The organism is Mucilaginibacter sp. OK098, assembly GCF_900142915.1.
In the GTDB taxonomy this organism is placed as follows: domain Bacteria; phylum Bacteroidota; class Bacteroidia; order Sphingobacteriales; family Sphingobacteriaceae; genus Mucilaginibacter.
The window spans coordinates 52,574-65,090 of record NZ_FRCM01000013.1 but is presented as its reverse complement, the minus strand read 5'-3'; the positions used below and the strand labels follow the sequence as shown (position 1 = coordinate 65,090).

Annotated in this window: 10 protein-coding genes and 1 riboswitch; of the genes, 4 read left to right on the top strand and 6 right to left on the bottom strand. The window is 41.3% G+C overall.

Annotated features, from left to right (window positions below; genetic code table 11):
• Nucleotides 1-21: 21 nt before the first annotated feature.
• The 6 genes from BUE31_RS29445 to BUE31_RS29420 form a co-directional block, all read right to left on the bottom strand.
• A complete protein-coding gene (locus BUE31_RS29445; protein ID WP_083620499.1) occupies nucleotides 22-2,787 on the bottom strand; it encodes a TonB-dependent receptor in 2,766 nt (921 codons plus the stop codon).
• Between the two features lie 104 nt (nucleotides 2,788-2,891).
• The gene (locus BUE31_RS29440) at nucleotides 2,892-3,854 is read right to left on the bottom strand and encodes a cytochrome-c peroxidase (RefSeq protein WP_073407501.1); all 963 of its coding nucleotides are present in this window, start codon (nucleotides 3,852-3,854) and stop codon (nucleotides 2,892-2,894) included.
• Nucleotides 3,855-4,039: 185 nt separating this feature from the next.
• The gene (locus BUE31_RS29435) at nucleotides 4,040-4,708 is read right to left on the bottom strand and encodes a YceI family protein (protein ID WP_083620496.1); all 669 of its coding nucleotides are present in this window, start codon (nucleotides 4,706-4,708) and stop codon (nucleotides 4,040-4,042) included.
• A gap of 65 nt (nucleotides 4,709-4,773) precedes the next feature.
• Complete coding sequence (locus tag BUE31_RS29430; RefSeq protein ID WP_073407499.1) at nucleotides 4,774-6,093, bottom strand: peroxiredoxin family protein; 1,320 nt, start codon at nucleotides 6,091-6,093, stop codon at nucleotides 4,774-4,776.
• Nucleotides 6,094-6,120: 27 nt separating this feature from the next.
• The gene (locus BUE31_RS29425; protein ID WP_073407498.1) at nucleotides 6,121-7,437 is read right to left on the bottom strand and encodes a peroxiredoxin family protein; all 1,317 of its coding nucleotides are present in this window, start codon (nucleotides 7,435-7,437) and stop codon (nucleotides 6,121-6,123) included.
• Nucleotides 7,438-7,638: 201 nt separating this feature from the next.
• Nucleotides 7,639-7,746, bottom strand: a riboswitch (SAM riboswitch).
• 437 nt (nucleotides 7,747-8,183) lie between these two features.
• A complete protein-coding gene (locus BUE31_RS29420; protein ID WP_073407496.1) occupies nucleotides 8,184-8,630 on the bottom strand; it encodes a protein-disulfide reductase DsbD domain-containing protein in 447 nt (148 codons plus the stop codon).
• A gap of 440 nt (nucleotides 8,631-9,070) precedes the next feature.
• On the opposite strand from BUE31_RS29420, the gene BUE31_RS29415 reads away from it, so the two are divergent.
• The 4 genes from BUE31_RS29415 (at nucleotide 9,071) to BUE31_RS29400 (ending at nucleotide 12,458) form a co-directional block, all read left to right on the top strand.
• On the top strand, nucleotides 9,071-10,618 hold the full coding sequence (locus BUE31_RS29415; protein WP_073407495.1) for a DHA2 family efflux MFS transporter permease subunit: 1,548 nt from the start codon (nucleotides 9,071-9,073) through the stop codon (nucleotides 10,616-10,618).
• A 62-nt stretch (nucleotides 10,619-10,680) separates the two neighbouring features.
• Nucleotides 10,681-11,289 (top strand): TetR/AcrR family transcriptional regulator, encoded by a 609-nt coding sequence (locus BUE31_RS29410; protein ID WP_073407493.1) that lies wholly within the window; start codon nucleotides 10,681-10,683, stop codon nucleotides 11,287-11,289.
• Between the two features lie 261 nt (nucleotides 11,290-11,550).
• Nucleotides 11,551-11,826 (top strand): hypothetical protein, encoded by a 276-nt coding sequence (locus tag BUE31_RS29405; RefSeq protein ID WP_073407491.1) that lies wholly within the window; start codon nucleotides 11,551-11,553, stop codon nucleotides 11,824-11,826.
• A 23-nt stretch (nucleotides 11,827-11,849) separates the two neighbouring features.
• The gene (locus tag BUE31_RS29400) at nucleotides 11,850-12,458 is read left to right on the top strand and encodes an alpha-ketoglutarate-dependent dioxygenase AlkB family protein (protein WP_073407489.1); all 609 of its coding nucleotides are present in this window, start codon (nucleotides 11,850-11,852) and stop codon (nucleotides 12,456-12,458) included.
• Nucleotides 12,459-12,517 lie beyond the last annotated feature (59 nt).

Below are 12,517 nucleotides of genomic sequence, written 5' to 3'. Positions count from 1 at the left end.
GATGATTAAGAATTTTGCAGATTAAAAATGAGCTGTTAACCTTATAAATGGTTGAATGCCTGCACTGCCGTTTTGGATACCGACAACGGTTGGATTTCTGAGGCCCGCTATTACCGGGCTGCTATAATCGCCCAATATGTTAAACAAGTTATTAACGCCAATGGTTCCCTGTAATTTTGAAGTGAACTTATAGCCAGCAGAGATGTCGGTTACCCAAATTGAATGCAGATTCTGGTAATAATAAACTGGATTTAGTGGGTCAGCGGCGCTTAGCAATGTGGCCGTAGTAACCTTGCCAAAATAAACGGTGCGTGCTAAAAAGGTATATTTCCCGGTGCTATAAATCCCCTGGAAATTAATTTTTTGAGCAGGGATATTGGTAGTTACCCGAGCACGCTCTGATGCGCTTAAAATAACGTTTTTATAAGCATCAAGCCCTTTCGGCGTATTTACCTTTGTTACCGTGTTTTTATCAAAGTTGCCGCCTGCTAAAAATGTTATGCTCCCGTTATTCAGCAATACTTTATAGCTGCCGGTAAATTCAATACCGCGTGTTCGCGTGCTAAACTCGTTATAAAAAAAGTTGGCCTGTGCTGCACCAGTTTGCTGAAACAGGTTTTTCACATCGGCAGGTAAGTTGTTATCAGTTGAGGTAAAGCTCCCTGTATTGCCTATTCTGTTGGCAACATCAATCTGGTAAGCATCTACCGTTATTTCCACATTGCCAATTGGTTCAGAGGTTAGGCCCAGCGCATATCCTTTTGAACGCTCCGGCGAAAGCTTAGGAATTCCTAATGCCCTGGCTGCAGCGCTTTGGTTTGATGCCGTTAAAATATCTACACCCCTGCCTTGCTGAAATGTGGTTGAAATAGACGTATAATATGATTGGGCCAGGTCCGGCGCTCTGAAGCCCGTATTTATTGATCCGCGAATGTTAAGCCACCTGTCAAAACTGTACCGGCTGGCAACCTTATAGGTAAACACGTTACCAAAATCAGTATAATACTCTTCACGACCTGCTGCCGATACCAGCCATGCCTGGGTAACATTCAGTTCAACATCTGCATAACCAGCCGTAATAGAACGGCTTACACTAACCGCATTTGCAGGCTGGAAACCCAGGTGGATCTGTGAACCTGCCGCCAGGCCGTTTAGTGAGGTAGTACCTGCTGCTGATAAATAAGTTAACCCGCTTGCTGTGGTATCAACATTATAAATGTTACGCTGGTCTCCTTTTTGATAAGAAGCCAGCTCCCCAGCTTTTATCTGGAATGACTCCACCCTATCTTGTACGCCAAAGGCAATGTTAAGCCCTTTTAAAACCTTATTAAAGTAGCGTGAAAAATCAAGGCTCGCCGTATTCTGACTGGCATTGTAGCTGCCGTCATCAAAACTTGTAGGGCTGGTTAAACCAAGGCTGGCATTCAATGAATTATCAACCCGGTTGCCGAAGTTGTTTTTCCCGTAAACGTTTGACAAATCTACATTCCAGCCGTTAACTTTACCTCTGATGCCTGCCGCCAGTGAAGCATCAACAATATTATTTTCCATTGCAGGTAGAAAACCATCGGGGTATATAAAGTTATTATTTCTCGAGGTCCATCCCGGCAAACGATAGGTAGCGGTAAACTGTGAATTACGGCTACTGATACCACCAAACGCATAGATCTCGGCCGATTGTTTTAGGGGTACTGCCGCATTAAAAAACAATAACGCGTCCTGCCCGGCATTGGCCCCGCCACCACGCTGATCAAAAAAGTGACGGTCAATACCCCTTGCTTTTAAAATGGCCTCATCAATTGCCTGGGTGTAGATGGCATCGTACCCGCGGGTATTGGCTCCGCCACCATATATTGGCCCGTTATATAAGCCTGCAGTTGAGTTACCAGCGGGTAAAGCTATAGCCTGGGTACCATATTCAACAGTTGCGTTTATATACCCACCGTTATCACCTATTGCTACGCCATAATTTGCATTGGTGCGCGTAACAGCCCCATCGCCTCTTTTACGTACGCTCCCGGTTGAATTGACCACCAGGTCGCCGGTATTCTTTTTCAGAACGATATTTATAACCCCTGCGATAGCATCAGAGCCGTATTGTGCGGCAGCGCCATCTCTTAATATTTCAATCCTGTCAATTGATCCGGTTGGGATACTGTTCAGATCGTACCCGGTTGATCCATTGCCCAAACCGCCATAGTTTACATTAGCGCTTTTATGCCGGCGTTTACCATTCACTAAAACCAATACCTGGTCGGGGCCTAATCCGCGGAGCTGGGCAAGGCTTAGTGCCGAACCAGCATCGCCCGCATTACTGCCGTTAACTGAATGGAAGGAAGGTGAAACATATTGCAGGATCTGCGTAACGCTTACCTGCGGCGATGATTCAAGCAGTGGTTTAATATCGATCACATCTACCGGCGATGCTGAATTTATTTTAGTCCGGTTAGCATTGCGCGATCCTACGATCTGCACCTCGTTCAGTGCATTACCAGATGGTTTCAGGCTGATGTTGAACTGGGTTGTGCCGTCAATTTCCACTTCCTGCGAGTCATATCCAACAAATGAAAATACCAGGTATTTCCCATTCCGGATAACTATCTGGAAGGAGCCGTCTGTATTTGTCACGGCGCCTTCATCCAAACCCTTCACTTTTATGGACACGCCGGATAACGGCCGTTTATCATCGGCAGAGGTAACCAGCCCACTAACCGTTCGTTTTTGTGCAAATATATTTTGCCCGTAGTACAGGCTAAAAAACAAGAGTAAGAGTACAATTTTCTTCATTTTTTCAATAGTTTAAGAACAAAGCAGTGGCTATGGCAAGCCAAAAACAGCTTGCCCATAGCCAAAAGAATGTGTGTTAATTAATTATTTAATAAGGGTGAGTTTTAGTTTGATATTTGCTTGTGCGTAAACCGGTCATCAGTGAGGGCCTTTAAAAATTCCACAATATCGTCTATCTCACCACTGTTAAGATTTAAAGGCTTTTCAAGGGCTAGGTCACGGTTGATGCCATCCTTTACTACTGCAGATGGATTGTTATAATATTCCACTACGCTGCGCAGTGTTTTAAATTTACCATTGTGCATGTAAGGTGCTGTAACCGCAACATTGCGCAGGCTTGGGATCTTAAATTCGCCTTCTTCGGTTTTATTATGGGTAATATCAGAACGCCCCGCGTCATTCAGATCTTTTCCGTTATAAAGGCCAATGCTTTTAAACCTGTCGGCAGTAAAATCCTCGCCTGAATGGCAATTGTTACAGGCGGCTTTGCCTATAAACAGCAAGCGGCCCCGGGCTGCTGCTGCTGAAATGGCCTGGTCATCTCCATTTACATAACGGTCATACGGACTGTTTGCGGTTTCTAAAGTGCGCTCAAATGAGGCGATGGCCTTTAACATATTATCTTTATTTGCAGCAGCTTTAAAAACCTTTTGAAAGGCTGATGCATAAATTTCATTTTCATTTAATCTTTTTACCGCTTCTTCAAGCGTTAACCCCATTTCTGTTGGTGATGTGATAGGCCCCATAGCCTGTTCCTCTAATGATGAGGCGCGTCCGTCCCAAAAAAGGTGCGGCCTGCCTGACAGATTGGTTAAGCCCGGCGAATTTCTTTTAGTAAGATTGCCTTTAATGCCTAAGCTAAATGCGGCAGTATCTGCAAAGGCAAATTCAGGTTTATGGCATGATGAGCAGCTAATTGTACGGTCGCCGGACAGGATCGGGTCGAAAAAAAGCTTTTCGCCCAATTGTTCCTTTGTTTGTATATCATCTTTACTGCCTGCAAAACCCATAAGGCATAAGCTTGCGGTAAATGCTATTAAAACCGATAGTATTTGGATCTTTTTCATAATTGCATGCATTTAACTTAATCCGTTTTGAATACCCGGTTGCTTAGCCGGGGTGCCACCACACCCCGACCGCTCCCGGTTTTCAACCCTATTATTCACCTAAATGCTCTTTTTAATCAAATCAATGGCCCTCCGCCATAGTTTGGCAGTTCGTGTTACATTAAAATCAGTAGTTTACTTATACCTTATTGTGCGGTTGCGTTAAGGTTTACGTTCAAATCAAAATCATCATAGATCACCTTATCACCCAAATTTTCAAAAAAGTTTTTCGAGCGGAACTTGATATCGTACTTGGTACGGTCAACAGTGATCTTAGCAACAGCAGTGATCTTTTTGCCGGCTATAGTTACTGTAGCGGGGAAACTAACCTCATTGGTGATGCCCTTAATAGTAAGCTTACCTTTTATGTCATATTGCTGCCCGCTTGTTTTTGCCGCAGAGGTAATTACAAATGTCGCTTTCGGAAACTTATCAGTGCTAAAAAATGTTTCGCTTTTTAAAGTGCTCACCAATTTATCGTTCGATGGCTTGTCAGCCAGATCCGCATCTGTAATGGTATTCAGATCAATATCGAAGCTTCCGCTTTTCAGGGTGTTGTTGTCCACCACAAAATTGCCGTTACTAACTTTTACTTCGCCATTATGCTCGCCTGTGGCTTTTTTTGCCAGCCAGGTAAGCTTGCTACTTTCGTTATCAACCTTGTAGGTTTTGGGAGCTAATTTTTTAACAGGTGCCTTAGCAGTAAGTGTTTTGGCTTTTACAGTTTTTAGCGCGGTATTTTTTGCCGCCGGCAATGTAAAAGCTGTTAATGATGTAATTGCGGTGAACAGTACCGCTATGTTTAATCTGGTCATTTCTTTGGTTAGTTATTTTTGTAAACATTTAGCCCGGCAAAGCACACCCTCGCCAGGCTTATTAATTATTTCCCTTTTTGGGTGTTATCATTATCAGTGCTTGCTGTTTCTGTTGGTACAGGCTCGGCAATCAGTTGGTCAAGCAGCTTGTTAAACTTCTGCTCGTAATCCTGGTAATATTTACCGGTAACAGTACCTGTATAGCCAGTATAAATTTCCCTAACATCGCCCTTACGGTCAATTATGATAGTTGTTGGGAAGGCAACAAACTTGTTCAAGGCAGGCAGCTTTTGCGATACCAGCTTTTTATCAGCCAGGCCCCCGAAAAGAATATCATACTGGATATTGTATTTTTCTTTAAGCTTACCCAATGTATACTGTGCATATTTCAGGCTGTCCTTTTGTTCAAATCCAAGTGCAATGGCCTCAACCCCACGGTTATGGTTTTTATTAAACCATGGCGACAGGAATACGGTTTGATCAGTGCAATTAGGGCACCAGGTACCAATAACTTCAATTATTACTACTTTGCCTTTGTACTTGTTATCGCTTAATGATACGGGCTTGCCGGTAAGATCAGGGAAAGTAAAATCAAGCTTTTTATAGCCTTCTTTCAAGAAAGTAAGCTTATACGGGTCGGGCAGCTCTGCTTTATCATCTTTTACACCATCAAACTTGGTATTGTCATAAATACCGGAGCCAATTTCACCGCTGATGGTTCCGTCTGCATTAATTTTACCCTTGTAAATTTTAGGACTGGGGCCGGTAAAGCCAGATAGCTCAAACTCATCACCCTGAACCGTTCCTTCCAACTCACGGCTATCGCCCGTTACCTGCATAATTACGCCGGTAAGTTTGTTGCCGTTCTGTTTTAAAACGGCTATCTTATTTGGAACCTGGTCTTTTGAGTAAACTTTTAATTCCCATTTCCCGGTAAGGTTTGCTGTCGGGGCAACATCTTTTCCGGGCTCAACAAAGCGATAAGTTTTGCCGTACTCCGCTTTAAAAGGTAAAGAGTTGCCTCTGAAGCCAGGTACCAGGCTGCGGTATTCACCGCTAAGGGTTCCGTCATCTTCAATTTTGGCAACCAGGGCAGCATCGTAGGTATTCATTTTAATAAATACCGAATCTTTCCCAATTTGCTTTACATGAAAATTATCCCTGCGGCTTCCGTTTATCAGCGTAAATACGGCATGCTCTGCATCTTTACCTTTCAATTCAAAATTAAAGGGCACCTGTGTTTCACTTACATTAAATACACCTCGCCATACACCTTCCTTTATAAATTTAACAGGTGGTTTTTTATCAGCAGCCAATGCCGCCCCGGTTAATAACAAGCCTATAGAGAGGCATTTTAATGTCTTACTTATTTGATTTGTTTTCATTTTTTGATTGATATAGATCGGTTAATTTTAGTTTCCTTGTCTTTTATCGTTATCCGCAACTTCGGCAGTTGTTGAGGCAGGCTCTGCAATTAGTTCGTCCAGCACCTTGTTGAATTTCTTTTCATAATCTTCATAATATTTGCCGGTAATAGTGCCCGTATAACCAGTGTAGATCTCCCTCACATTACCTTTACGGTCAATAATTATAGTGGTAGGAAATGCAATGAATTTATTAAGCGCAGGCAGTTTTTGAGCAACCAGCTTTTTATCAGCCAGGCCGCCAAAAGCTATATCATAATTTATTTCGTACTTTTCTTTTAGCTTCCCTAAAGTATATTTTGCGTAGGCCAAACTATCTTTTTGTTCAAAGCCTATAGCAATAGCCTCTACTCCGCGGCTATGATTTTTATTGAACCATGGTGAAAGAAATGCAGTTTGGTCGGTGCAATTTGGGCACCAGGTACCAATGATCTCAACAATAACCACCTTGCCTTTGTATTTATCATCGCTTAACGAGATCGGTTTACCATCAATCCCCGGAAAAGAAAAATCAAGTTTTTTGTAGCCATCTTTTAAAAAGGTAAGCTTATAAGGATCAGGCAATTCAACATTAGCATTTTTGGTGGCGTCAAACTTCAGGTTTTTATAGATCCCGAAACCCTCTTCACCGCTTATGGTGCCGTCCGCATTAATTTTTCCTTTAATAATAAACGGACTTGGACCTGTAAATCCGCTCAAAGCAAATTCATCACCCTGTACAGTTCCTTCCAGTTCGCGGGTATCGCCAACTACGGTCATCACCACACCTGTAATTTTATTGCCATTTTGTTTTAATATGGCTATAGATGCAGGCACGGCATCTTTGCTATAGTTTTTTATTTCCCATTTTCCACTCAGGTTGGCAACCGGCGCAACATTTTTATCCGGCTCAACAAAGCGGTACTTTTTACCGTATTCTGCTGTAAATGGCAATGAGTTCCCCCTGAAACCCGGTACCAGGCTGCGGTACTCGCCGCTTATTTTGCCATCCTCTTCAATTTTGGCAACCAGCGCGGCATCATAGGTGTTCATTTTAATATATACAGAATCTTTACCAATTAGCTTTACATGGAAGTTATCGCGCCTTGAACCATTCAATAATGTAAACACGGCATGCTCTGCATCTTTACCTTTTAGCTGAAAATTGAAGGGCACCTGTGTTTCACTTACGGTAAATACACCGCGCCAAACGCCTTCCTTTATAAATTTAGCTTTTGGCGGTTTTACGCCGGCAAATACAGGACCGGCGAATAGTATGGCTGCGCACAGGCAGCTTGCTTTTGATAGATAATTTTTAATTTTCATATTGATTTGATTTATGATTAAGTGTTAAATTTTTTGACATAAAAATCCCCTTCACTACAGTCTGGCTGAATGTCATTTAAATAAAATCTGGTTGTTTTATTCGGGGGAATTGGCCGTTAAATACAGCAACAACAGCATCGCATAGTTAACGATGTGTACATTTGAATGGATTGATAATTACTTTTTTTCATGATGTTAGTTAATTTATATTCCCGAAAACATCCCGGGAAAAAGTTTAGCACTTATTTCAATTATTGAAAAGTTGCTAGAAGATCAACGAGACTTCCTCTCCCTTCTTCTTAATAAATCAACTAATTAATGGTGGGGTTAATTAGAATGGTGTAAAGATAGTAATAAAAATATTAAATACAAGTAAATCTATAGATTTAATAGAATATTTTAATTCATGTTGTTTTTTAGCATTTATATAGTACAGAATGATTAACATCCTGGACTGTACAGGCTCACGCTTAAATTACCACCATAGCAAAAAGCATTGCACTATGCACAGCCAGGATGTTGATCTTAATTTAAGAATATTATACCCGGAAGCTGAATGCGCTTATTTGCTATAGCAACAACAGAAAATGGCGCCACCATTCTGCATTGCAATTTTAGCGTGTAGGTTTATCATTAATTTCGAATTTTTCATAATTCATTTTTGTGTTAACCAGATGTGTGTTTTAAACTTACATCCGGCTCAGACCAATTGGTGGCTATTGATCTTTTATATGGTTTTTTTGTTTTTATTTTAATGCTACTGCAAACTCAACATTTTCTGGGGGTAAACATTGGTGATCATCGCAGGCCATGTAATTGATAGTTCCGTTAACCGAGGCTTGCCCGGCTTTAAGCTTTACTTTTTGTTGAAATACAACCGCTTTTTCAAAATAGGCAACATTCATGCTAAACGTTTTTTCGTATTTGCTCACAGGTTTGGGTTCAATTGTGATGCCGTTTAATACATAAGCGTTATCGGCTGCAAAAGTAATGGTAGTTTTAACCGGTCCGCCATCATCAACATGCTGGGAGTAAATATGCCATCCCTTGTCAATTGACGCTTTTATAAATATAATGGCTTCAGTATCACTAATCCTTTTTGTTCCGTATGACCATTTTACCGGGGCCAAAATTTGGGGAAACACGGTTGTATGAATAATAAAAGCAAGTGCAATAAGTATGATTTTTTTCATCGTATGGATTCATTTGGTAAAATAATAAAGATGTTCCCGGACGCCTAAAGAGGCCAGAGCCTTTGTTTTCCGGATAAGTATTAAAACCTACTGAGGGCAAATATATAAATTATATTCTACTATGTCTATGGATTATATATAATATTAATTTACAAGAAAAATCGATAACAAAAATGCCTGGTGAACGTGCGGAGCTTGTCCCCTGCCTAAATCCGGTTAGCGTCCCCTCTTTTAACAGCCAATAGTTCATCCTTTTTCCCGCGTTTAATTATTTGTAAAACTTCCTTTCGTTACAACTTACCCTAAACATAACTCGCATGACGTCATTAAAATGCCATAAATTAATTCGGCTATTTCAAACAATTGTTTTAATCAATCGTTTGATTAATTTTGTTTCATTATTAACGAACGAATTATTATTCAAATAAGATTTTTATAAAATGGCTGAAACCGGATTAAAAAAATGGATCATTACCATTACAGTAATTACAGCTTCGTTGCTGGAGTTAATTGATACCACAATTGTTAACGTTTCTATCCCGCAAATCCAGGGAAATTTAGGCGCCACGTTAACCGATGCCGCCTGGGTAGTTACCGGCTATAGTGTAGCCAATGTGATCGTTTTACCTATGTCGGGCTGGCTGGGTAGCTTTTTTGGGAGGAAAAATTATTTTTTGACCTCTATTATTCTATTTACTGTTGCCTCTTTTTTATGCGGCAATTCCCAAAGTCTTAATGAACTGATTGGTTTCCGGATACTCCAGGGAATTGCAGGCGGCGGGCTGATATCAACTGCGCAAGCTATTTTATTAGAAACCTGGCCCCCCGAGCAGGTGGGTACGGCTACAGCTTTATTCGGCCTTGGCGCCATAGTGGGCCCTACTATTGGCCCAACCATAGGTGGTTATATTACCGACCATGCGGCATGGCGATGGATCTTTTATGTTAATATACCGGTGGGCTGTCTTGCGGCTACCTGCACCTACCTGTTTGTTAAGGCAACACCAAATGAGGGCCGGGGCAATCCTATTGACTGGTGGGGAATAGGCTTGCTGGCATTATCCGTAGGCAGCCTGCAAACCATATTAGAAAAGGGCGAAGATGATGATTGGTTTTCAGCCCCTTATATTATTGTGTTAACATGCACCGCTGTAATAGGGCTGCTGCTTTTTATATGGCGGGAGTTAAGCACAGACTACCCGATAGTTAACTTTAAGATCATGCGGCACAGAAGCTTTTCTGCGGGCATGGTTACCTCATTTGTATTAGGGCTGGGCTTGTACGGATCAACATTTGTTTTCCCGGTGTTTTGCCAGAGCTTATTAGGCTTTTCGGCACAGCAAACCGGCGAAGTTTTATTCCCGGGTGGCCTTTTTACAATAATGATGATGCCATTTGTAGGTATTATGCTTAATAAGGGCGTACCTGCTCAACTTATGGCTACTGTTGGTATGATCCTGTTTTTTGTTTTTTCACTAATGCTAAGTCATTCAACATTATCTACAGGCACCAATGATTTCTTTTGGCCCCTGGCCATAAGGGGTATGTCATTAGCGTTGCTTTTTGTGCCGCTAACTACATTGGCTATCGGCAGCTTAAAAGGGCATGAAATTGGCCAGGGTACAGGTCTGAATAATATGATGCGCCAGTTAGGCGGTTCATTTGGCATTGCCGGTTTAACCACAATGATCCATATCCGCCAGGCAACCCACCGCAATAATCTTTTAGAGCATATTAACCCCTATAATTCATATTTCACTGATAGGTTTAATGGTTATATACAAGCATTTGTATCCAAAGGGAAATCCATTTCGGATGCTACACGTATGGCGTACGGAGCAATTGACGGGGTTATTAACCGGCAAAGTTTACTTCTAACTTATAATGATGCTTATTGGGTTGTTGGCCTGGTTATGCTTTTCGCTATTCCGTTACTTTTTTTAGCACCATTTAAAAAAGGCCAGAAAGCAATTTCAGGTGCACATTAAAGCTATTTTTTTATCATAAGATATTTGGCTGGCAATAGTTAAATTTGAAAACAATATTAACTATGGCAGTAACAGAAGACGCTTCAACAGAAGAAAAAATAAAAGATGCAGCCAGAATGATCTTTACCAAAAAGGGATTCCTGGCTACAACAGTAAGAGATATTGCCACCGAAGCCGATATTAATGTGGCATCGGTTAATTATTACTTCCGCAGTAAAGAAAAGTTGTTTGAATTCATTATGGATGAAACAATAAAAAAACTTTTCAATAAAATAGAACCGGTATTAAATGATGAAGCCACTACTTTGTTTCAAAAAATAGAAACATGCGTAGGTTATTATATTGACCAAGTGCTGGAAAACCCCGATTTTCCATTTTTTATGGTGAGCGAGGTGATGAGCGGTTCAACAAAACTACCCATGATAGGCAATATGAGGTTGTTGATAAACTCACATTTCGCCAATCAGCTTCGCGCCCTGCAAACAGAGGGCAAAATCAATTTCCACCCGGTTCATTTATTATGGAACATTTCAGGTATGATCCTTTTTCCGTTTTTAGCCCGACCACAAATGCTGCAATCAGGCCATTTTAAAGCTGCTGAATTTCATGAACTAATGCAGGAGCGAAAAAAACTGATTCCCATTTGGATGAAGCAAATAATAAACACATAAATAGCTGTTCTGATTTCAGCTTATGCTTAGGTGTTATTACCGCCTATTAAATGTAGTACGTTTTTGAAACAAAAGGCCGGTGATTTTTCAGTTACCGGCTTTTTGCATTTGCACCGGGGGACCAAGCCCCAACCAACTCTAACCTGGCTAATAGTCAGAAACATACATTTTTTGATAGTTACAGTTATTAAGCAACAAGACAATACTAAAAATATTAGTATTTTATGCCAGGAATTACGAAATAATTTTCACTTTTGTATTATGATAACGGGAAATATCAAATTAACCAATGAAGCAAAAGCCTGGGTAAAGCGAAAGAACGGCCCTGACGAGGTGGTGCGCATTATATTGGATTTGAAAAGCAGGGACGCCGAACTCTGTTACCAGTTATTTACCGCCTATGACGAAAAGCCGGATTATATGGGCAGGATCTTGTTTGATGCGCAGGGTTTTTGGATCTATGATGGCGAGATCCTCACCGTTGCCGAACAGGAACAATTGGCAAAATTTATAATGAATTACGTTGAGGCTATTTGAAAAAACAAAAGGGATAAAGTGATATGGAACAGTTGAGTTTTTTTGCGGAAGCAGGACAGAGCAAAGGATTGCCAAAAGAATTACTGGAATATAGACCGGAGTTATTCAACCAAACAGTAAGCGACTATTTATTGCAGAAATTTATAACCGAAGCCCCATGGAAACAAACTGTTCAGAAAATGTACGATAAGGAGGTGATAACGCCACGGCTCTCGGCATGGTTCGGTGATCCGGGTACGGATTATTCTGCTACCGGGAAAGTATCTAACCCCAACCCATGGACACCTGAGCTGTTAATGATCAAGGAAAAGGTGGAACCCATTGCCGGTGTAAAATTTAACAGTGTGCTGCTGAACTATTACCGGGATGGCAACGATTCTGTAGCCTGGCATAGCGACCGGGAAAGTGTTTTAGGGAAAAATCCTATTATCGCTTCAGTGAGCTTTGGACAGGTGCGCAGCTTTGATATTCGCAATAAGGCTGATCACAGCGAAAAGTATTCCGTTAAGCTGGAGCATGGCTCTTTCCTGCTAATGAAAGGTGGATTACAGGAAAATTGGGAGCACAGGATTGCTAAATCCTCTAACCCAATGAAAGCCAGGGTTAATTTGACATTCAGGGTCGTCATCTGATCAAGAACATTGCTGCTAACATCAATTATATAGTACACATGCGACTGAATGGCATCGCT

What these genes read in the sequence shown, in the direction of transcription:
- BUE31_RS29445 (WP_083620499.1), bottom strand. Translation starts at nt 2,787, where the DNA reads ATGAAGAAAATTGTACTCTTACTCTTGTTTTTTAGCCTGTACTACGGG.
- BUE31_RS29440 (WP_073407501.1), bottom strand. Translation starts at nt 3,854, where the DNA reads ATGAAAAAGATCCAAATACTATCGGTTTTAATAGCATTTACCGCAAGC.
- BUE31_RS29435 (WP_083620496.1), bottom strand. Translation starts at nt 4,708, where the DNA reads ATGACCAGATTAAACATAGCGGTACTGTTCACCGCAATTACATCATTA.
- BUE31_RS29430 (WP_073407499.1), bottom strand. Translation starts at nt 6,093, where the DNA reads ATGAAAACAAATCAAATAAGTAAGACATTAAAATGCCTCTCTATAGGC.
- BUE31_RS29425 (WP_073407498.1), bottom strand. Translation starts at nt 7,437, where the DNA reads ATGAAAATTAAAAATTATCTATCAAAAGCAAGCTGCCTGTGCGCAGCC.
- BUE31_RS29420 (WP_073407496.1), bottom strand. Translation starts at nt 8,630, where the DNA reads ATGAAAAAAATCATACTTATTGCACTTGCTTTTATTATTCATACAACC.
- BUE31_RS29415 (WP_073407495.1), top strand. Translation starts at nt 9,071, where the DNA reads ATGGCTGAAACCGGATTAAAAAAATGGATCATTACCATTACAGTAATT.
- BUE31_RS29410 (WP_073407493.1), top strand. Translation starts at nt 10,681, where the DNA reads ATGGCAGTAACAGAAGACGCTTCAACAGAAGAAAAAATAAAAGATGCA.
- BUE31_RS29405 (WP_073407491.1), top strand. Translation starts at nt 11,551, where the DNA reads ATGATAACGGGAAATATCAAATTAACCAATGAAGCAAAAGCCTGGGTA.
- BUE31_RS29400 (WP_073407489.1), top strand. Translation starts at nt 11,850, where the DNA reads ATGGAACAGTTGAGTTTTTTTGCGGAAGCAGGACAGAGCAAAGGATTG.